The sequence below is a fragment of the Delftia sp. NA_296.1 genome (assembly GCF_052692095.1).
Map to the genome: position 1 here is coordinate 1 of NZ_JBQZGF010000013.1, position 20,547 is coordinate 20,547.

Here is a 20,547-nt window from a genome sequence, read left to right on the forward strand (position 1 = left end):
AGCGAATGCGGCTGGAGCGTTTGGTCCCGCCACCAGCGTGACCATCAAGGACCTGGTGCCTGCGGGTATCAGCATCACGGGCGTGCCGACCGGCGCAAACGTGGCCAGCGCGACCTGCACGCCCAATACCTTCCCCTTCGTGGGCAATGGCACGGCGATCCTGTCTTGCACGGTGAATTTCACTGCGGCAGTGGCGGCCGGTGGCAACACCAGCTTCAACCTGCCGGCTGTGCCGACGGCTGTGGGTTCGAGCACGAACACGGCTTCCTACGATCCGTCCGGCGGCATCAGCCCCGTCAATCCGACAGCCGGTTGCACGACAGACTGCGCTTCCACGCCGGTGACTCCGGTCACGCCGGGCACGCCTGCGCTGACGGTTACCAAGGCCAACCCGGGTAGCCTGGCTGTGGGCACGCCCTTCAACTACGCGTTCTCCGTGTCCAACGCTGCCAGTGCCTTCGGTCCCGCCACCAGCGTGACCATCAAGGATCTGGTGCCGGCAGGCATCAGCATCACGGGCGTGCCGACCGGCGCGAACGTGGCCAGCGCGACCTGCACGCCCAACACCTTCCCCTTCGTGGGCAATGGCACGGCGATCCTGTCTTGCACCGTGAACTTCACTGCGGCAGTGGCGGCCGGTGGCAACACCAGCTTCAACCTGCCGGCTGTGCCGACGGCGGTGGGTTCGAGCACGAACACAGCCTCGTACGATCCATCGGGCGGCATCAACCCCGTCAATCCGACGGCGGGTTGCACGACGGATTGCGCATCGACGCCTTCCACGCCGGTGACCCCTGGTACTCCTGCGCTGACGGTCACCAAGGCCAATCCCGGCAGCCTGGCTGTGGGCACGCCTTTCAACTACGCCTTCACGGTAGCGAATGCGGCTGGAGCGTTTGGTCCCGCCACCAGCGTGACCATCAAGGACCTGGTGCCGGCAGGCATCAGCATCACTGGTGTGCCGACCGGCGCAAACGTGGCCAGCGCGACCTGCACGCCCAACACCTTCCCGTTTGCGGGTAACGGCAGCTCCGTGCTGACGTGTACGGTGAGCTTCACCACGCCGGTGGCGGCTGGCAGCAACAGTAGCTTCAACCTGCCAGCTGTGCCGACGGCTGTGGGTTCGAGCACGAACACGGCCTCCTACGATCCGTCGGGCGGCATCAACCCCGTCAATCCGACGGCAGGGTGCACGACAGACTGCGCGTCGACACCCACCACACCGGTCACGCCTGGTACGCCTGCGCTGACGGTCACCAAAGCCAACCCCGGTAGCCTGGCGGTGGGCACGCCGTTCAACTACGCCTTCACGGTAGCGAATGCGGCTGGAGCGTTTGGCCCTGCCAACAGCGTGACCATCAAGGACCTGGTGCCTGCGGGCATCAGCATCACGGGCGTGCCGACTGGTGCAAACGTGGCCAGCGCGACCTGCACGCCCAACACCTTCCCGTTTGCGGGTAACGGCAGCTCCGTGCTGACGTGTACGGTGAACTTCACCACACCGGTGGCAGCGGGTGGCAGCACCAGCTTCAACCTGCCGGCTGTTCCGACGGCTGTGGGCTCGAGTACGAACACGGCCTCCTACGATCCGTCGGGTGGCATCAGCCCCGTCAATCCGACGGCGGGTTGCACGACGGATTGCGCATCGACGCCTTCCACGCCGGTGACCCCTGGTACTCCTGCGCTGACGGTCACCAAGGCCAACCCAGGCAGCCTGGCGGTGGGCACGCCTTTCAACTACGCCTTCACGGTGAATAACGCCGCCGGTGCCTTCGGCCCCGCAACCAGCGTGACTATCAAGGATCTGGTGCCTGCGGGCATCAGCATCACGGGAGTGCCGACCGGCGCGAACGTGGCCAGTGCGACCTGCACGCCCAACACCTTCCCGTTTGCGGGTAACGGCAGTTCCGTGCTGACGTGTACGGTGAACTTCACTGCGGCAGTGGCAGCGGGTGGCAGCACCAGCTTCAACCTGCCAGCTGTGCCGACGGCTGTGGGTTCGAGCACGAACACGGCTTCCTACGATCCGTCGGGCGGCATCAACCCCGTCAATCCGACGGCCGGTTGCACGACAGACTGCGCTTCCACGCCGGTGACTCCGGTCACGCCTGGCACGCCAGCGTTGACGGTCACCAAGGCCAACCCGGGTAGCCTGGCTGTGGGCACGCCGTTCAACTACGCCTTCACGGTAGCGAATGCGGCTGGAGCGTTTGGCCCTGCCAACAGCGTGACCATCAAGGACCTGGTGCCTGCGGGTATCAGCATCACGGGCGTGCCGACTGGCGCGAACGTGGCCAGTGCGACCTGCACGCCCAACACCTTCCCGTTTGCGGGTAACGGCAGCTCTGTGCTGACGTGTACGGTGAACTTCACTGCGGCAGTGGCGGCCGGTGGCAGCACCAGCTTCAACCTGCCGGCTGTGCCGACGGCTGTGGGTTCGAGCACGAACACGGCTTCCTACGATCCGTCTGGCGGCATCAACCCCGTCAATCCGACGGCAGGGTGCACTGTGAACTGTGCATCGACACCAGCAACGCCGGTCACTCCCAGCACGCAGGTGCCGGTGGCTCCGACGCTGACGGTTTCGCCGACCACGGTGGGAGGCTATCCGCAGATATCCGGCACCGGCACGCCGGGTTACACGATCACGGTGAAGGATGGCTCGACGACGCTGTGTACGGCAATCGTCGCGGCCGATCAGACGTGGAGCTGCACGCCAGGCGGCGGCTTGCCGACGCCGGGTCTGCATACGATCAGCGCGACCCAGACCAATCCTGGCAATGGCAATACCGGACCTGCCACAACGACTTCGCTCAACGTGCTCGGAACGACCTTCACGGGTCCGACAGCCACCGGGGCAGGCAACGCCACGGCGACCTTGAGCGGTGGTGGCGCGGGCTGCGGGTTCGATGTGTCGCAGTCGTCCTTCGTCGCGGCTGCGGCGGGTGCGCCGGGCCAGTTGAGCTTCCCGTACGGCAATGTGCACTTCGTGGCCCGGGGCTGTACGGCCAGCAGCTCGATAACGGTCAGCGTCACCTGGCCGGGTCCGGTGACCGGAATGGCGTACTGGAAGTTCGGTCCAGCGTCCGCAGGGGCGGCGGACTCCTGGTATCAGCCTCCGGGTGCGGTGGTGTCGGGCAATACGACCTCGGTGGTGGTCACTGATGGCGGCCAGGGTGATGATGATCGCGCAGCCAATGGCGTGATCGTGGATCCCAGCGGTCCGGCGCGTGTGGGTGCGGCACCGGATGCCACGCCGATCCCTGCGCTCGAACCTCGCATGCTCGCCATGGCCATGCTGCTGATGCTGGCCGCAGGCCTGTGGAATCTGCGCCGCAGACGCGGTTGACACACGGTTGAAGAGGAGCTGAACCATCGCCTGCCGAACCTGTTTCGGCAGGCGATTTCCATTGGGCGCAGGCACTGCATCCCGGCGGCTCAAGCCTGCCCGTAACCCCAGGCCGCCTTGCGGGCCTATCGCGCGTGCAACACGCCGTAAATGAGAACAATTTAGAATTTCTCGCTGATTGGTGCCTTCCGTCGACAAGTCCCGGCCAACGCCGCCCGGGGCCGATGCACAGGTGCCGCGCACTTTCATCTCTGCCCGCCTGCCTTCCATGCACCGTTCTGTCCTGATGTTCCGTTGCGCACCGCAATGGATTTCCGACCGACGTCGCCTGCTCGCCTGCTCCCCATGACTTTCAAGAAAATCTGGTTCCAGTTGCACTGGTTCGTCGGCATTACGGCCGGTACGGTGCTCATCGTCATCGGGCTGTCGGGCGCGGTGTTCTCGTTCCACGAGGAAATCCTGGGATGGATGAATCCCGGCACTGCCTCCGTGCCCGCGCGCGATGCCGCGCCGCTGGCGCCGCCGCAGATTGTGCAGGCGCTGCGCGAGGCCGGTGAGCAGCGCGTGGTCCAGCGCATCACCGTCTTTGCCGAGCCCGGCCGCTCGGCCCAGGTGGCCTTCAAGCCGCCGGCCGGCCAGCGCCGGGGCCAGACGGTCTTTTTCGATCCCTACACGGGCGCGCAGCTGCCTGAGCAGCACGGCACGGAGTTTTTCGAATGGGTGGAGCGCCTGCACCGCTGGCTGCTGCTGTCGCGCGATGACGGCAAGCCCATCACCGGCACGCTGGCCGGCCTGCTGCTGATGCTGTCGCTGTCGGGCCTGTACCTGCGCTGGCCGCGCCGGCCGCTGTCATGGCGCACCTGGCTGACCTTCGATCCGGCGCTCAAGGGCCGCTCCTTCCTCTGGGGCCTGCACTCGGTGGCGGGCACCTGGGCCCTGGTGGCCTATGTGGTGTTCACCTGCACCGGCATGTACTGGGCCTTTGGCGTGGTGCGCAGCACGGTGGATGGCTGGGCCGGCGTGCCGCCGCGTGTGGCCGCTGCCGCGGCGCCGTCCTCGAAATCCGGTGGCGGCCGGCCTGAGCCGGCTGGCGCGCAGCAGTCCATCGACATCGCGCCCGGCTGGGCCGCCTTCGAGCGCATCGCCCATGGCTGGCAGTTCGCCCAGCTGCGCCTGCCCGAGCGCGCGGGCCAGCCCCTGCAGATCAGCTGGCTGGATGCCGAAGCCTCTCATGAGCGCGCGCGCAACCAGATGGCCCTGCTGCCCGACGGCGCCGTGCAGCGCGACGAGCGCTATGCCGACCTGCCCACGGGCCGCCGCGCCGTGGGCGCCATCTACCCGCTGCACATGGGCACCTATTTCGGCATGCCGGGGCGCATCTTCATGACGCTGGCCTCGCTGATCATGCCCCTGTTCGCCATCACGGGCTGGATGCTCTACCTGGACCGCCGGCGCAAGGCGCGCGCCCTGGCCAAGGAGCGCCAGGCGCTGATGGCGGACCCGCCACCGTCCGCGCCTGCGGGCCAGGACACCGTGCTGGTCGCCTTTGCCAGCCAGGCCGGCCGCGCCGAGCGCCTGGCCGTGGCCACTGTGGCTGCGCTGCGCGGCGCAGGCATGGCGGCTAGCCTGCAATCCGTGGCGGCGCTGGATGCCGAGCAACTGCGCCACCACCGGCGCGTGCTCTTCGTGGCCAGCACCTTCGGCGAAGGTGACCCGCCCGATGCCGCACGCCGCTTTGCGCGCCTGCTGGGCGCGGCCTCGGGCTCGGCCCTGCCGCACCTGCAATACGGCCTGCTGGCGTTGGGCGACCGGCAGTACGCGGCCTTCTGCGGCTTTGGTCATGCGCTGGACCACCAACTGCGCCGCCTGGGCGCACAGCCCGTGTTTCCGCTGATCGAGATGGATGGCGAGCAACCCCAGGCCTGGAATGCCTGGCAGCAGGCGCTGGCTGGGCATTTCGGAGCCATGCCGCCTGCATCGGATGCGCTGCCTGCGTCCGCTGCAGGCCCGCTGGCCGATGCCACGGCCTTTGCCGCATGGCCGCTGCAGGCGCGCAGCCTGTGCAATGCGGGCAGCCAGGGCGCCGGTCTCTACGTGCTGGAACTGTCGCCGCCCGAAGGCGTGGCCCCGCTGTGGCGGGCTGGTGCGCTGGCCGAGGTGCTGCCACGCCATGGCGCAGCCACCGTGCAGGCCTGGTTGGCCGCCCAGGAATGCGACGGCTCTGCCACCGTGCAATGGCGCCAGCAGACCTGCACGCTGGGTGAGGCGCTGGCCGCCAGCGTGCTGCCGGCCCCGGGCGACATCGCCCCCGGCACCGCGCCCCAGGCCGTGGCCGATGCGCTGCGGCCGCTGCTGCCGCGCAGCTACTCGGTCGCCTCGCTGCCGCAGGACGGCCATGTGCGGCTGTTGGTGCGCCAGGCCCGCCATGACGGCGGCCTGGGCGTGGCGTCGGGCTGGCTGACGGCGCATGCGGCCCCGGGCACATCCGTGGCCATGAGACTGGTGGAAAACCGCGCCTTCGAGCCGCGTGAAGAGGCAGATGCCGAGCCCGATGCGCCGGCCATCTTCATCGGCAACGGCTCCGGCTATGCCGGCCTGCGCGGCCACCTGCTGGCGCGCATGCACGCAGGCCGTCACCGCAACTGGCTGCTGTTCGGCGAACGCCAGCGGGCCCATGACGGGTACTGCGAGGCCGAGGTCTCCGGCTGGCTGGCCGCAGGCAAGCTGCAGCGCGCCGACTTCATCTACTCCCGCGACCAGGCCCGGCGCCGCTACGTGCAGGACGCCCTGCGCGAAGCCGCCGAACCCCTGCGCGACTGGATCGCCGACGGCGCCGTGCTTTACGTCTGCGGCAGCGCCGACGGCATGGCCGCAGGCGTCGATGCCGCGCTGGCCGACATCCTGGGCGCTACCGCCGTCGAAGACCTGATCGTCGAAGGCCGTTACCGCAGGGATGTGTACTGAGGTGAAGCGCCGCGTCTTAATGCACAGCGCATGAAACTGGCGCGGCCCAAGTCAGGGACACCGAGCAAGGGCCGCCCCGCCGCGAGGGTGTCGTCCCCCTCCCGCGTAGCGAGAGAGGGGGAAGGCGCGTAAGCGCCTCAGGGGGTGATGTACTTCTCTTTCCCGAGATTGAGCATCAACCGGTTCGCCCAGCCGAACAGCGCGGCCGAGTGCAGCATGTCCAGGATTTCCTGGTCGGTGAGGCCGGCATCGCGCAGCGGCTGCAGCTGGGCGGCGCCAAAGCTGCCGGGCGCGCGCGTCAGGGCCAGCGAGGACTGGATGATGGCGCGTTCGCGCGCATTGGTGCCGGCCGTGTCGGGGTCATCGAACATCTGGGCCATGACATCGTTGCGCTTGGCCAACTGCTCGAAGCGCTGGGCGTGGACCGATGCGCAGTACACGCAGCCGTTGGAGCGCGAGACGGCCGTGGCCGCCACCTCGCGCTCGGCGCGCGACAGGCCGCCGGGCGCGTACATGATGGCGTTGAAGGCCTGCGAGCGCTCCGACAGCACGCGCGGCTGGCGGGCCAGCAGCAGGTAGAAGTCCGACGTGCGCGCCTTGGGGTGGCTCAGGTCCAGCACGGCCTGCTGCTCGGCCGTGGCCGTGGCGGGGTCGAGCACGGGCAGCCAGGACGTCCAGTCCAGCGTTTCGCTGGTGTAGCCGTTGCGGCGCAGCGGCTCGCCCGGTGGCGGCAGGTTGGCGGGGTGCACGAAGGGTGCGGCGGCGGCTTCGGCAGCCGGTGCGCTGGCCTGGCCGCCCAGCGCGTCCATGGCTTGCACGCCCGCGAACAGGCGCAATTGGTAGGCGATGAAGCCCACCAGCTGGGCCACCAGCACGGTGTCGTCGATGGACAGGCCGGACTCGGGCATGGCCAGCAGGGCGGCGCGGTCGCTCTCGGCCGGGTGCAGGGCCAGGGTGCGCACAAAGTGCAGGGCCGCATCCAGGCGCGCATTGCCGGTCTGGGCGCCGGGCTGGGCCAGCACGGTGCGCAGCGCGGGCGTCAGGGCATCGCCCAGGGATTCGGCACGCTGGCGGTATTCATCGGCCAGGGCCTGCACGCCGCTGACGCGGCATTGCTCGCTGGCCAGCACCAGGCGCTCGGCGCGCGACAGGCTGTCGGCCAGGCCGTCGCCCAGCAGCAGGTCCTCGCAGGCCTGGGTGGCAATGGCCACCTTGTCGCGCTGGCGGCGCGTGGCGAAAACGGGGGACTGGTCGGTCAGGCCGGCCAGGCGGTCGATGGTGTCGTTGGCGGTGGTCATGGGGTATCTCAGGTCTTGTCTGCCAGGGCCCGCACGCGGGCTTCGGGGTCGGCGGGCGTCCATTCGCTGCCGTCGAGCTCAGGCTCGGAATAGGACTGCAACTGGGCGTAGTGGTGTTCCAGGTCCTCGCGGTAGAACAGCGAGGCCAGGCCCTGGGCCAGCTTGCGCGCGCCGTCGCTGATGGCGGGGATATCGCCCGACACCGTGCCGTGCGACAGCGCGGCCGGATAGCAAAAGCAGTGCACATGGTCCAGGCCGGGCAGGGCGCCGGGCGTCTTTTCCTGGAACTCGAACAGCGGGCCCAGGTCGGGCGAGTCCGACAGTTCCTGGTCCTCGGCACCCGCCTCGGGCACGAAGCGGTCGCTCCAGATGCGCACATGGGGCGCCAGGTCGGCGAACTCGGGGCGCTGGCGCCAGTCGATGGCAAAGCCGGTGGAGACGATCAGGAAGTCCAGCACGAACACGCCGCGCGGCGTGTCCACGCGCAGCCGGTCTCCGTCCTGCTCCACCTTCTGCACGGCGCAGCCCAGGTTGAAGTGGGCGTTGGCATGGCGCGAGACGCGCAGCGTGCTGCCGTGCGGAGGTGGCACCTGCTGCACGTTGATGTAGTGGCGTATGCGCCATTTCCAGGCGTCGGGCAGCAGGAACTGGCCGTGCGTGAGGCCGGGCGTGCCCGAGCCCTTGGATTTGTTGATGCGCGGCAGGTCGCTGCGGCGCACCAGCAGGTCCACGCTGGCGGCGCCGTTCTCCAGCGCGGTGGCCGCGCTGTCCATGGCCGACGAGCCCGCGCCCACCACGCCCACGTGCAGGCCGGCCAGGCGGCGGTAGTCGAGCACGTCGGACGAATGCGCCCAGCGGCTGCGGTCCACACCCTGCATGAAGGCGGGGATCTGCGGGCCGCCCAGGCCGTCGCGGCCCGTGGCCAGCACCACGCGGCGCGCCAGCCAGGTGCGCGAGGCGCCATCGGCCGTCACATCGACCTCGACCGTGCCGTCGGCCTGCGGGCGGATGGCGGTGACCTGGTGGCCGTTGCGCACGTCGCAGCGCATCACGCGGCGGTACCAGCGCAGGTAGTCCATCCACTGCAGGCGCGGGATCTTGTCCAGCGCGGCCCAGGCTTCGCGGCCCAATTGGGCGATGAACCAGGCGCGGAAGGTCAGCGAGGGCAGGCCCAGCGCGGGGCCGGTCAGCTCCTTGGGCGAGCGCAGGGTTTCCATGCGCGCCGTCGTGGCCCAGGGGCCTTCGAAGTCCAGCGGGGCCTTGTCCAGCAAAACGGCCGCGATGCCCAGCTGGGACAGCGCGGCCGACAGGGCGAGGCCGGCCTGGCCGGCGCCGATGACCAGGACATCGTGCACGGGCTGGCCGTCGCGGGTGGAGGGAGGAATCCAGGCCTTGGCAGGCCAGCCCAGGGCGACGAGGTCGTCGCGCAGGCGTTCTTCAAGGGCAGCCAGGCCCGCAGGGGCCGGGGCTGCCGGTTCGGTCAGGGACATAGACTCACCAGGAACTCACGAGGAAAGGCGCGCCAGCGGGGCAGGGCCTGCAGGCGCGCGCGGCATCAATCGATGCTGATTTTCGCGTCTTTGACCACCTGTGCCCACTTCAGGCGGTCGTTGTGCACGGTTTTCTTGAACTGCTCGGGCGTTTCGATGCGGATGGCATTGCCCTGGGACTCGAAGCGCGCACGCACCTCGGGCAGCTCCAGCACCTCGCGCACGGCCTGGCTGAGCTTGGCCACGATGGCCGGGTCCGTGCCCTTGGGCGCGAAGATGCCGAACCAGATCGAGCTGTCGAAGCCCTTGGTGCCCGTCAGGCCGCTGGAGGCGATGGTGGGCACTTCCTTGATGACTTCCACGGGCTTGGCCGTGGTCACGCCCAGCAGGCGCACCTTGCCGCTCTTGTAGTGGGGCAGCACGGTCTGGACCTGGTTCATGATGCAGCAGGTCTCGCCGCGCAGCACCGAGGTGATGGCCTCGGGGCCGCCCTTGTAGGGCACGTGGACCATGTTCAGGCCCAGGCGCGCATTGAACTCGGCAAAGGCCATGTGCGTGCCCGCGCCGTTGCCCGTGGAGGCGTAGTTGTACTTGCCGGGGTTGGCCTTGATCTCGTCCACGAACTCCTTGAGGTTCTTGACGTTGATCACGTTGGGATTGATGGTCAGCACGTTGGACACATCGATCAGCGGCGCCACCGGCACGAAGTCGGTTTCCACATCGAAGGGCAGCTTCTTGTACAGCGCGGCATTGCTGCCGTGCGTGGCGGCCGTGCCGAAGGCCAGCGTGTAGCCGTCCGGCTTGGCGCGCGCCACGATCTCGCTGGCGATGTTGCCGGCCGCTCCCGACTTGTAGTCAATGATGAGCGGCTGGCCCAGGCGCTGGGACAGCGGCTCCTGCACGCCGCGCGCGATCACGTCCACGCCCGAGCCTGCCGGGAAGCCCAGGATCATGGTCACGGGCTGGTGCGGCCACGAAGCCGCCGAATCGGCTGCCACCGCTGCGGTGGAGCCGAAGACGGCCAGGGCCGCGGCGGCGGCGGGAATCCAGGAGCGGAAAAACGAGGGGCGCATGGTGTGCAGGGAAATCCGGTGAATCAATTCCCATATTTTCCTGAGAACTTAATGAGCCACTTTTATATGCATATGTTGGTATGAAGCCAGTGTGGGCATGGCCGCAGCGCTCAGCAAAAAGCCCGCCGATGGGGCGGGCTTCATGCCGGGCGCAAGCGCCCATCAATGGCGGTAGGGGTTGTTGGGGCGGCGGTCATGGCGGTCCGGCACGCCGTCGCGGTCACGGTCCCAGCGGCCGGGTGCGTAGCCCCAGCGGCCGCCCTGCTGCGACCACACGGGCTGGCGGTACACATAGCCGGGACGCGCCTTGACCCAGTGGCCGGCCACCCAGGCATGGCGGTGGCCCTGCGGGCGCCAGTAGCCGGGTGCCCAGACGTAGCCGCGGCGCGGTGCAGGAACCGCCTCGTAGCGCATGGGAGGCGGCGCGCCGAACTGGACCGAGATGGCGGCGCCCGGCGCCGCATAGGTCACGTTGGCCTGGGCCTGCGCGGTGCCGGCCCATCCGGCCAGGGCCAGGGTGGCGGCGATCAGCGGTGTGCGAAGGGAAATCATGGCGGCTCCTTGTCCTTGGTTCATCGGGCTGGAGTCCTGGTGAAAGGAATCCATGACTGCATGGTGCAGGTCCATCGTCAATCCCGGGTTGCCGCGCCGCGAAGTCTTGCAATCTTGTGTATCGCCTTGGTGAAGCCTTGTTGCCAGGCGCTGCAGCGCAGGCTGCCGTCCTGCAGCCGCCGTCAGACAGTGCCTCTTCGGAGCGCCGTGAACGCCGTGAATTCCCAGCTGCGCATGGCCAGCACCAGGGTGTAGCCCTCGCGCTGGCCCGGCGGCAGGCGCTGGTCCTGCAGGTGCTGCTGGGAAAAGTCATGCGCCAGCCGCTGTATGCGTTCCACGAAGCTGGGCGCCAGATGCCGGCCGATGGAGCCGTGCACCATCAGCATGCCCTCACCGGGCTGGTCGAAGCCGCCGCCGAAATAGTCGAGCACGGCGTTCTCGCGGAAGTACTCCATCACCGGCCCGCGCGCGCGCCAGCGGAAGGTCTTGGCCAGGCGCAGCCGGTAGCGGTTGCCGGGGCGCAGTTCGATGATGCCGATGCGGTCCAGCTGGGCCAGGTAGCGGATGCCTTCGGCCTCGGTCATGCGGTAGGTGGCCACGATCTGCTCCAGCGTCCACTGGCTGAGCACGCAGATGGCCATCAGCAGCAGCTTGCGGTCGGCGACCACGGCGTTCTCCTGCTCGGGCGTCATCTCCTGCAGCAGTGGCTGGCTGTCGGCCACGCGGCGCGCCAGGTCGGCGAAATCCAGGCTCAGCGCGCGGCAGATGGCATCGATGCGCGACAGCGGCATGTCGCCCTTGGCCAGCATGCGCTTGACGCTGGACTCGGCCATGCCCAGGGCGCGCGCCAGGTCGGCATAGGTCATCTGGGCGGCCTTGAGTTCCTTCTTGAGGGCGATGACGAGGTCGGCAGTGGTGCTCATGGGTAGCGATTATCGATACCCGAGGTGCTGGTTTGCGCGGCGGGTGCAGAAAAACGATGCTGGAAGGGCCGATGGCTCGCCACACTCCGCCTCACTTTTCACGAGGAGCAACACATGCCATCCGTATCGATTTCACCGGCCGCCGCCCTGCGCGCGTTGTACTGGGGCGCTGCCCTGCTGCTGCTGGCCGCCTGGCTTGGCACCGCCGTGCCGCAGCCGCAGGACTTTCACGCGTTTGCCGATCAGCGCGCCTGGGGGGCGCTGCCCCATGCGCTGGATGTGCTCAGCAACCTGGGCTTTGCCTGGGCCGCCGTGACGGGGGCGCGCCTGTTGCTGGACCGGCGTAGCCATGCGCTGGCGCCGGCCCTGCGCTGGCTGGCCGCGCTGTTCTTCACGGGGCTGGCGTGTTCGGCCATAGGCTCGTCCGTCTACCACTGGGCACCCCACGATGCCACCCTGGCCGGCGACCGGCTGGGCATGTCCATGGCCTTTGCCGGCATGCTGGGGCTGGCGCTGCAATCGCGCATTGCCGACCGCGTGGCCGTGCGCGCCGCAGTGGCCATGCTGGTCGCCGCCGTGGCCTCGGTGCTGGTCTGGCTGCATGGCGGCAACCTGCTGCCCTGGGCGCTGGTGCAGGGCGGCGGCATGCTGGCGGTGCTGGGCCTGGCCTGCGTGGCGCCGCGCCATGGCGCGCTGGCGCTGCGCCTGGGCGCGGTGATTGCCTGGTATGGCGCGGCCAAGCTGCTGGAGTGGGGCGATGCGGCCGTGTTCGAGGCCACGGGCGGGCTGGTGTCCGGCCACAGCCTCAAGCATGTGGTGGCGGCGGCCGCCGCCCTGCCCGTGATCGCCGCGCTGCGTGCGGCCGGCACGGCGCGCATGACCAGTACGGGCACAATGTGCGCCGATGCGTGCGGCCACGGCGGCGCCACCAACCGTTGAGGGAAAACAAGATGTTCCAGCAAGAGACCGGCAGCCCGTCTGCCCCCACCGCAACGGCCGGCGCCGTGCCATCGGCCGCGCACGAGCACCCCAACCAGTTCGCCCTGCTGGGCCAGCGGCGCTTTGCGCCGTTCTTCTGGACGCAGTTCTCGGGGGCGGCCAACGACAACCTGTTCAAGTTCGCGCTCACCGTGATGGTGACCTACCAGCTCAGCGTCTCCTGGCTGCCTTCGGCCATGGCGGGGCTGGTGATCGGGGCGCTGTTCATCCTGCCGTTCCTGCTGTTCTCGGCCACCTCGGGCCAGCTGACGGACAAGTGGGACAAGACCCGCATGTTCCGCCTGGTCAAGAACCTGGAGATCGCCATCATGGCGCTGGCCGCCTGGGGCTTCATCCAGGCCAATGTGCCGCTGCTGCTGGGCTGCGTCTTCCTGATGGGCCTGCACTCCACGCTGTTCGGCCCCGTGAAATTTGCCTACCTGCCCCAGGTGCTCAGCGAGCGCGAGCTGACGGGCGGCAACGGCATGGTGGAGATGGGCACCTTCGTGGCCATCCTGCTGGGCAACGTGGCAGGCGGCCTGCTGGTGGCCGTGCCCGAGGTGGGCCATATGCAGGTGGCCGTGGCCTGCCTGGCGCTGGCGGTGATCGGGCGGATCTTTGCGCAGTTCATCCCCAATGCACCGGCCACCGACCCGCACCTGGTCATCAACTGGAACCCCTTCACCGAAACCTGGCGCAACCTGCAGCTGGCCCGCGAGCAGCCCGCCGTGTTCCGCTCGCTGCTGGGCATCAGCTGGATGTGGTTCTTCGGCGCCGTGTTCCTGGCGCAGTTCCCCAGCTTTGCCAAGGAGGTGCTGCATGGCGACGAGCATGTGGCCTCGCTGCTGCTGGTGGTGTTTTCCGTGGGCATTGGTACGGGCTCGCTGCTGTGCGAGGTGTTCAGCCGCCGCCATGTGGAGATCGGCCTGGTGCCGCTGGGCGCCATCGGCATGAGCGTGTTCGCCGTGGACCTGTTCTTTGCCTCGCGCGCGCTGCCTGCCTCCGAGCTGATGGGCGTGGGTGCCTTTTTTGCCCAGCCCGCGCACTGGCGTGTGATGGCCGACCTGGGCATGCTGGCCCTGTCGGCCGGCATCTACAGCGTGCCCATGTACGCGCTGATCCAGATGCGCAGCCAGCCCACGCACCGCGCGCGGATCATCGCGGCCAACAACATCCTCAACGCGCTGTTCATGATCGCCTCCAGCGTGCTGGCCGGCGCGCTGCTGGCGGCGGGCTTCAGCATTCCCCAGGTGTTCCTGATCACGGGCATTGCCAATGCCGTGGTGGCGGCCTACATCTTCTTGCTGGTGCCCGAGTACCTGCTGCGCTTCGTGGCCTGGGTGGCCTCGCGCTTCGTGTACCGCTTCAAGGTGCAGGGCGACGAGCACATTCCGGCCACCGGCGCGGCCATCCTGGCCTGCAACCATGTGAGCTTTGTTGATGCAGTGCTGCTCATGGCCGCCAGCCCCCGGCCCATCTACTTCCTGATGGACCACCGCATCTTCCGCGTGCCCGTGCTGGGCTGGCTGTTCCGCCTGGCCAAGGCCATTCCGGTCGCGCCCCAGAAGGAAGATCCCGCCACCTACGAGGCTGCGTTCGAGCGCGCCGCCCAGGTGCTGCGCGAGGGTGATCTGCTGGCCATCTTCCCCGAGGGCGGCATCACGCGCGACGGGCAGCTGCAGGAGTTCCGGGGCGGCATCATGAAGATCATCGAGCGTGCCCAGGCCGATGGCCTGCAGGTGCCCGTGGTCCCCATGGCGCTGACCAATCTCTGGGGCTCGTACTTCAGCCGTATCGAGCAGGGCGGCGCCATGGTGAGGCCCTTCCGCCGTGGCCTGTTCAACCGCGTGGGCCTGAACGTGGGCCAGCCCATGGCCCAGGCCGAGGTGCAGCCCGCGCTGCTGCGCGAGCGCGTGCAGCGGCTGCTGGCGGCTTAAGAGGGGTTCTGTTCCTCTACCGTGAAGCTCAGGCCGGCATTGGCCTTGAGCCTGGCGATGAGCGCGTTGCCCATGGCGGGCGCCGTGGTCCAGATGCCGCCGGGCGTGTCCGGGGCGTCCTGCAGCAGGCAGACGGCGGCCTCGGTGATCATCTTGGACGTGGAGCCGTAGCCCGGATCGCGGTCGCCCTTGACGCCCACGCGCAGGCTGTGGCCGGCCGTGTCGGTGCCGATGAACAGCACGTCGTAGAAGCCCGATTCACGCTCTTCGCGCGATGGCCCCTCGCCAGGCTGGGGGCCGTCGTCCGCGCCCAGCGACTTGTCGGCCGCCACGGCGTTGGCCAGGGCCTCGCCCTTTTCGCCCGCACCTGTGACCATCATCTCGTCGTAGATAAAGTCGGCGCCATAGGCATGGCCCAGCAGAAAGTTGGAGCGGTGCACGTTGCGCGTGTTGATGGCCGCCATCACGAAGGGCGCCACCCACAGGCCCAGCACCTCGTCCACCATGGGCTTGCTGCCGGACGGTTGGCGCGGGCCCTCGAAGCCCGGCGTGAGCGAGAACGGATTGCGCAGCAGCTCCAGCACGCCCGGCTGGGCGGCGGCCGCCGCCATGGTGGCCTTGAGGCTGGCTGCCGTGCCGCCCGAGAACGTGCCCTTCATCTTGCGCACCCGGCCCTGCACGCGCTGGGCGGGCTGGCCGAAGCGGGCCTGCATCTCTCGCTGCAGCATGAACACGCCCAGGTCGAAGGGAATGGAATCGAAGCCGCAGGAGAACACGATGCGCGCGCCGCTGGCCCGGGCGGCGGCCTCGTGGGCATCGATCATCTGGCGCATCCACGCTGGCTCGCCGCACAGGTCCACATAGTCCACGCCGGCGCTGGCGCAGGCGGCCACGAGTTCGTTGCCGTAGAGCTGGTAGGGGCCGACGGTGGTCAGCACCAGGCGGGTCTGCTCCATCAGCGCCTGCAGGCTTGCGGGATTGCCGGTGTCGGTCACCACCAGCGGGGTATCGGCGGGCGCGCCCAGCTCGTCGCGCACGGCCGCGAGCTTGGCGGCATTGCGCCCGCCCATGGCCCAGCGCAGGCCGCTGCCTGCGGGGTAGCGCCTGAGCAGGTACTCCACCACCAGCCGGCCCGTGAAGCCGGTGGCGCCGTGGACGACGAGGTCAAAGGGTTTGGTCATGGGAGATCTCCATCAATCAGCGTGGCGAACGTGCGATTGCCCGCTGCACTGCAGCCGGGGTGGGCGCATTGTCTGTGGCGCGCCGCAGGGTTCCTGTCGCCCAGGTGCCGTGCCCGATGTCCTGTGTACTGGTGTCACATGCAGGAACTTTTTGGGGTGTAAACAACAGTCAAAAACTTGAAAAGTACCGTTTGAAGATACTCGATGGCCTGTGTCTGGCCACTGTTACGGTTGAATGCAGACACGCAAGTTACGTCTGGGCACCATGCGTCCCGTGTTCAACCAATGCCCTTGAGGGGCACCTCGGCAAATGTCCTCTTCTCCCATCGTCGTTCAGCGTGATACCCGGGCCTGGCAACTGCAGGTGTGGGTGTCGTTCGGCATTGCGGTCTCGCTGTGCGCCATCGGCTTGGCATGGCTGCCCGGCGAGCAGCTGGAGCAGGCCTTCATGGTGATGGGCTATGTGTTCTGCCTCTCGGCCGCCTTCGTGCTGGCCAAGTTCGTGCGGGACAACGAGGGCGGCCGCAGCGGCGCAGGCGACACGCCCATGTGGAAGCTGGTGGTCTGGGGAGGCTTTGCCGTGTCCATGGCGCTGACCGGCTGGGGGCTGGTGAGCATGGACATCAACGTGACCTACAAGGCCTTCCTGGGCGTGAGCTGGCTCTATCTCATCACCACCGCCTTCACGCTGGCCAAGATGCTGCGTGACCGCCACGAGGCCGACCTGGCGCAGGCCCGCATGCATGGCCGCCGCGAGGCCGCGCAACCGGCCGACGCCGAGTGATGTCCACCCCTTCCCCGCATTTCCAGGAGTCCAAGCAATGATGGTCAACCAATCCGTTTTCGCGCGCCTGCCGCGTGCCCTGCTGGCCGCTGGTGCGCTGTGCGCAGCCCTGGCCATGGCGCCTGCCCATGCGCAAAGCGAGGCCTCCGTGGCGCTGTCCATGCTGCCCGTGGCCTCCGTGGTGGGCACGGCTTCGGTGGCTTCGACGGCCGCTGGCGCCGTGGTGGCCTTGCCGGCCGCGCTGTCGGTGGGCGGCGCGGTGCTGACCGTGAAGGCGGTGCAGGCCTCGGCCACGGGCACGGTCTATCTGCTCGAGCGTGCCTCCGACGGCGCCCAGGCCAGCGTGGAAGTGGTGGGGCGGGGCGCATCCGCCTCGGCCTATGCCGTGGGCACGGTGCTGACCTGCAGCGTGATCGGCGCAGGCGTTGTCATCTCGGCGGCCGGCAAGGTGCTGGCCTTTATTCCCAACGAGATGGGCAAGGCCCTGCTGCACAACGAACGCCTGTGATGCCCGCCATGAAACCGCCTCTTTCCCCTTCCCCTGTGGCCCGTGCCGCCTGCCTGGTGCTGCTGCTGGCCGCCGCGCTGGGCACGGCCCATGCAGGGCGCAGCTGCGAGGACAAGCCCCTCACCCCCCAATCCCTGCAAAAGGGGCTGGACCTGGCCCAGCGCACATCCCAGGCGCTGGATGCCGAATATGCGAAGAACGGCACCCGTGTCGTGCTGCTGGCGCGCGTGGGCCAGGACCTGAGCAAGTACGACCTGCACTATTCCCACTACGGCTGGGCCTACAGGACCCCCGAAGGCCCCTGGCGCGTGGCGCACAAGCTCAACGAATGCGGCACGGCCGGCGGCCATGTCTACCGCCAGGGCCTGGGTGAATTCTTCCTGGACGACCTGTGGCGCTACGAGGCCGGCGTTCAGGTGCCCACGCCCGCCGTGCAGCAGGCGCTGTGGACCTTTCTGACCCAGCCCCAGACCGTGCTGCGCCTGCAGCACGAGCCCTACAGCATGGTCAGCTATGCCTGGGGCCAGCGCTACCAGCAGTCCAACCAGTGGGCCACCGAAACCCTGGCCGCCGCCATGGAGCCGGCCACGGTGCAGCGGCGCGAGCAGGCCCAGGCCTGGCTGCAGTTCAAGGGCTACGAGCCTGGCGTGCTGGTGATTCGCGCGCTGTCGCGGCTGGGCGGGCGCGTGACGGCTGCCAACATCGCCTTCGACGACCATCCCAACGACAAGCGCTATGCCAGCCGCATAGAGACCGTGACCGTGGAATCGGTGACGCAGTGGCTGCAGCGCAGCCAGCTGGCGGGTCCGGTACGCGTGCTGCCCTGAGCCGGACCGGCTCTTCCTCCGCCTGCGGTCTTCCTCGGCCGCAGGCCACTGAAACAGGAGTTTCCCCATGAGCAAGGCACTGCGTCTGCCCGAAAAATGGTTCCGCCGAGGCCTGTGGCTGGTGGCGGTGGTGTTCGCGTCCTTCCTCATCGGCCTGGGCGGCCTGGTGGTGGGGGATCTGCCCCAGGTCGAGTCGCCGCGCACGGTGGAGGACTTCATTGCACCCGCTGCGGCCGAGCCCGTCAAGGCCGAGATCAAGGCCGCCGATGCCGATCACGACAAGGCGGAGACGGCGCTGCAGAACGCGCGCCTCAAGTACCAGGCCACGCAGGCGCGCTACCGCTCGGCGCGCGAGACCTTCGACAACTGGGTGGCCACGCGCCGTGCCACGGCCCGGCCCGAGCAGGACAGCGAGCTGCTGTCGCGCACCCAGGCGCTGGATGCCATCAAGCAGGAAGAGAACACCGCACGCGCCTCCGTGGAGCGGCTGCAGGACGCCAGCCTGCAGGCACGCCAGCGCCTGGACGCGGCCAACCGCCAATGGGACGGTCTGCGCGACGGTGCCATGGAGGCCTGGCGCAAGGAGATGCGCGCCATCGAGCTGCGCGTCTTCCTCTACCGCCTGGCGCTGACCCTGCCCCTGCTGCTGGTGGCCGGCTGGCTGTTCGCCAAACAACGCAAGAGCACCTGGTGGCCCTTTGTCTGGGGCTTCATCTTCTTTGCGCTGTTCGCCTTCTTCGTCGAACTCGTGCCCTATCTTCCAGATTACGGCGGCTACGTGCGCTATGTGGTCGGCATCGTGGTGACGGTACTGCTGGGGCGTGCGGCCATTCTGGGCCTGAACCGCTACCTGGAGCGGCAAAAGCAGCAGGAGTCACTGCCGGAGACGCAGCGGCGCCAGGAACTGGGCTACGACGTGGCCCTGGCCCGCCTGGCCAAGGGCGTATGCCCGGGCTGCGAGCGCCCCGTGGACCTGAAGGACGGCGCCATCGATTTCTGCCCCCACTGCGGCATAGGCCTGTTCGACCGCTGCGGCAGTTGCAATACCCGCAAGAGCGCCTTTGTGCACTATTGCCACAGCTGCGGCACCCAGGCCGATGGCAACCGCAGGAAGCCGGGAGCCGTGCTGCCTTCCACGTCCGCTGCGCCTGCCGTGGCTCCCGTGCCTCCCGTGCAGGAGGCCGGGCCGGCACCGGGTTGAGTCTGGCTGAGCCCGCCTGACCCCCGCCTGAAGTGGCCCTGGCGACGGCTGTGGCGGTGTCGGCCGGAGCCGGCAAGACCCTTGAAGCTGCGCGGGGTTGTGGTACACCATGGCTTGCGCGCTCGGCCGGGGCGCAGATGTCTTCAGCGAGGATGCCATGTCACGCCAGCTGCCGTATCCCCCACAACACACGCCAGCGCAGCCCGCCCACCCACCGGCCGGCGCGTCCGCCCATCTTCTTCCCCTGGCGGCCTGGGCCGTGGGGGCTGCCCTGCTGGCCGGCCATGTGCTGGCCGGCCCTTCTTCATGGAAAGCCTGGGCGGCCTACGCCGCGCTTTCGGCCCTGGCCGGCATGGCCTGGGTCTGGCGCTGCCATGCAGCCGGCCTGCCGCTGACCCGGACGCTGCGCGGCCACGGCTGGATACAGGCCACGATGGCCTTGCTGCTGGCGGCCTGGCAGCCCTCGCTGGTCTGGGCCTCTGCCCTGCTGTGGCTGGCCGCCATCGCCTGGCTGCCCTGGGATGGCGAGCTCGAGCAGGCGCTGCATCTGCCCGCAGGCCAGATCGTGCTGCTGTGCGCCATGCTGGCCATGCTCTGCGCCGTGGTGGTGGCCAGGCCCATGCCGCAGATGGCACCGGGCTCGGTCGCCGTGCGCATTCTGTGGCTGGCCAGCGTGCTGCTGCCGCTGGCCGTGCATGCGCTGGCCCTGTGGCAGGCACTGAGCCGCATGCAGCGCCAGTACACCGAGGAACTGGCGCAGCTGTCCAGCTACTGCGGCCAGCTGGCCGACGATGTGCAGCAGCTGCAGACCCGCGTGGGCTCGCTGCAATTGCCCACGGGGCGCGACACGCTGACCGGCGTGGCCAATTACTCGCGATTGATGGATGCCGTCGATGGCCTGCGCGAGCGCCATGCGCGCAAGCCCGAACCGTTTTGCGTGGTGCTGCTGGAGCTGGACCCCTGGGTGGAGCGTGCGGGCGTGCACCCGCCGCACAAGGGACCATCGCTGCAGGACCGGGTGCTGCTCATGCTCAGCGGCCTGCTGGTCACCCATCTGCGCACGGTGGACGGCATAGGCCGCTACCGCGATGACACCTTCATGCTGGTGATGCCGGATACCGCCTCCGTCCAGGCCGTCTGGGCGCTGCAGCGCGTGCGCGAGGGCGTGCGCCAGCAGCACTGGAGCGAAAAGCCCATCCCCGACCCCGACAAGGACCCGCTGACCCTGACCCTGGCCGTGGCGGAGTTCCAGGCGGGCGAAACCTCGGAGCGGCTGGTGCAGCGTGCCGAAGCGGCCCTCGCGCATGGCCGCGCCTGCGGGCGCAACCAGATCGTGGTGGCCGAGGACGTGCGGCCGCCACGCACCTCCTAGGCGAGAAGGATGCAATCTCCGGGATTTCCCGGATGCGGTCACAATGGGCGCCCATGAGGGCCGCCGGCCCACCGCGCTTCTTCGCATGCCCGTGCTTTCCTCCATTTCTC

At 68.7% G+C, this 20,547-nt stretch carries 15 protein-coding genes; 9 read left to right on the forward strand and 6 right to left on the reverse strand.

Annotated elements, in window-relative coordinates:
* The first annotated feature begins 37 nt into the window (after nt 1-37).
* Nucleotides 38-3,349, forward strand: coding sequence for a beta strand repeat-containing protein (locus tag ACUTR7_RS25900; RefSeq protein ID WP_445610157.1), 3,312 nt, complete (start codon nt 38-40; stop codon nt 3,347-3,349).
* 345 nt (nt 3,350-3,694) lie between these two features.
* Complete coding sequence (locus tag ACUTR7_RS25905) at nt 3,695-6,313, forward strand: PepSY domain-containing protein (protein WP_445610158.1); 2,619 nt, start codon at nt 3,695-3,697, stop codon at nt 6,311-6,313.
* Nucleotides 6,314-6,450: 137 nt separating this feature from the next.
* Here the strand turns inward: ACUTR7_RS25905 and ACUTR7_RS25910 are convergent, their stop codons facing one another.
* From ACUTR7_RS25910 to ACUTR7_RS25930, 5 genes are all read right to left on the reverse strand, one after another.
* The gene (locus ACUTR7_RS25910) at nt 6,451-7,611 is read right to left on the reverse strand and encodes a CMD domain-containing protein (RefSeq protein ID WP_084027426.1); all 1,161 of its coding nucleotides are present in this window, start codon (nt 7,609-7,611) and stop codon (nt 6,451-6,453) included.
* An 8-nt stretch (nt 7,612-7,619) separates the two neighbouring features.
* Nucleotides 7,620-9,101: a SidA/IucD/PvdA family monooxygenase gene (locus tag ACUTR7_RS25915; RefSeq protein ID WP_445610159.1), complete on the reverse strand. Its 1,482-nt coding sequence runs from the start codon at nt 9,099-9,101 to the stop codon at nt 7,620-7,622.
* Nucleotides 9,102-9,166: 65 nt separating this feature from the next.
* Nucleotides 9,167-10,174, reverse strand: coding sequence for a Bug family tripartite tricarboxylate transporter substrate binding protein (locus tag ACUTR7_RS25920; protein WP_034368821.1), 1,008 nt, complete (start codon nt 10,172-10,174; stop codon nt 9,167-9,169).
* Between the two features lie 162 nt (nt 10,175-10,336).
* Nucleotides 10,337-10,726, reverse strand: coding sequence for a YXWGXW repeat-containing protein (locus ACUTR7_RS25925; protein ID WP_013800295.1), 390 nt, complete (start codon nt 10,724-10,726; stop codon nt 10,337-10,339).
* A 182-nt stretch (nt 10,727-10,908) separates the two neighbouring features.
* A complete protein-coding gene (locus ACUTR7_RS25930) occupies nt 10,909-11,649 on the reverse strand; it encodes a helix-turn-helix domain-containing protein (RefSeq protein WP_012202467.1) in 741 nt (246 codons plus the stop codon).
* Between the two features lie 114 nt (nt 11,650-11,763).
* Between ACUTR7_RS25930 and ACUTR7_RS25935 the strand changes: the two genes are divergently transcribed.
* Both ACUTR7_RS25935 and ACUTR7_RS25940 read left to right on the forward strand, forming a co-directional pair.
* Complete coding sequence (locus ACUTR7_RS25935) at nt 11,764-12,588, forward strand: hypothetical protein (RefSeq protein WP_445610160.1); 825 nt, start codon at nt 11,764-11,766, stop codon at nt 12,586-12,588.
* Nucleotides 12,589-12,599: 11 nt separating this feature from the next.
* Nucleotides 12,600-14,564 (forward strand): MFS transporter, encoded by a 1,965-nt coding sequence (locus tag ACUTR7_RS25940; protein WP_071953755.1) that lies wholly within the window; start codon nt 12,600-12,602, stop codon nt 14,562-14,564.
* On the opposite strand, the gene ACUTR7_RS25945 is transcribed toward ACUTR7_RS25940, so the two are convergent.
* Nucleotides 14,561-15,745, reverse strand: coding sequence for a saccharopine dehydrogenase family protein (locus ACUTR7_RS25945; RefSeq protein WP_445610161.1), 1,185 nt, complete (start codon nt 15,743-15,745; stop codon nt 14,561-14,563). The two genes, ACUTR7_RS25940 and ACUTR7_RS25945, sit on opposite strands and share 4 nt — an antisense overlap.
* A 310-nt stretch (nt 15,746-16,055) precedes the next feature.
* Between ACUTR7_RS25945 and ACUTR7_RS25950 the strand changes: the two genes are divergently transcribed.
* The 5 genes from ACUTR7_RS25950 (at nt 16,056) to ACUTR7_RS25970 (ending at nt 20,437) form a co-directional block, all read left to right on the forward strand.
* Nucleotides 16,056-16,529, forward strand: a complete 474-nt coding sequence (locus tag ACUTR7_RS25950) for a YiaA/YiaB family inner membrane protein (protein WP_012202471.1) — start codon at nt 16,056-16,058, stop codon at nt 16,527-16,529.
* 37 nt (nt 16,530-16,566) lie between these two features.
* A complete protein-coding gene (locus ACUTR7_RS25955) occupies nt 16,567-17,037 on the forward strand; it encodes a hypothetical protein (protein ID WP_013800299.1) in 471 nt (156 codons plus the stop codon).
* 8 nt (nt 17,038-17,045) lie between these two features.
* Nucleotides 17,046-17,864: a DUF2145 domain-containing protein gene (locus ACUTR7_RS25960; RefSeq protein WP_013800300.1), complete on the forward strand. Its 819-nt coding sequence runs from the start codon at nt 17,046-17,048 to the stop codon at nt 17,862-17,864.
* Between the two features lie 67 nt (nt 17,865-17,931).
* Complete coding sequence (locus ACUTR7_RS25965) at nt 17,932-19,065, forward strand: zinc ribbon domain-containing protein (protein WP_096914259.1); 1,134 nt, start codon at nt 17,932-17,934, stop codon at nt 19,063-19,065.
* A 157-nt stretch (nt 19,066-19,222) separates the two neighbouring features.
* A complete protein-coding gene (locus ACUTR7_RS25970; protein WP_445610162.1) occupies nt 19,223-20,437 on the forward strand; it encodes a GGDEF domain-containing protein in 1,215 nt (404 codons plus the stop codon).
* Nucleotides 20,438-20,547: the final 110 nt, after the last annotated feature.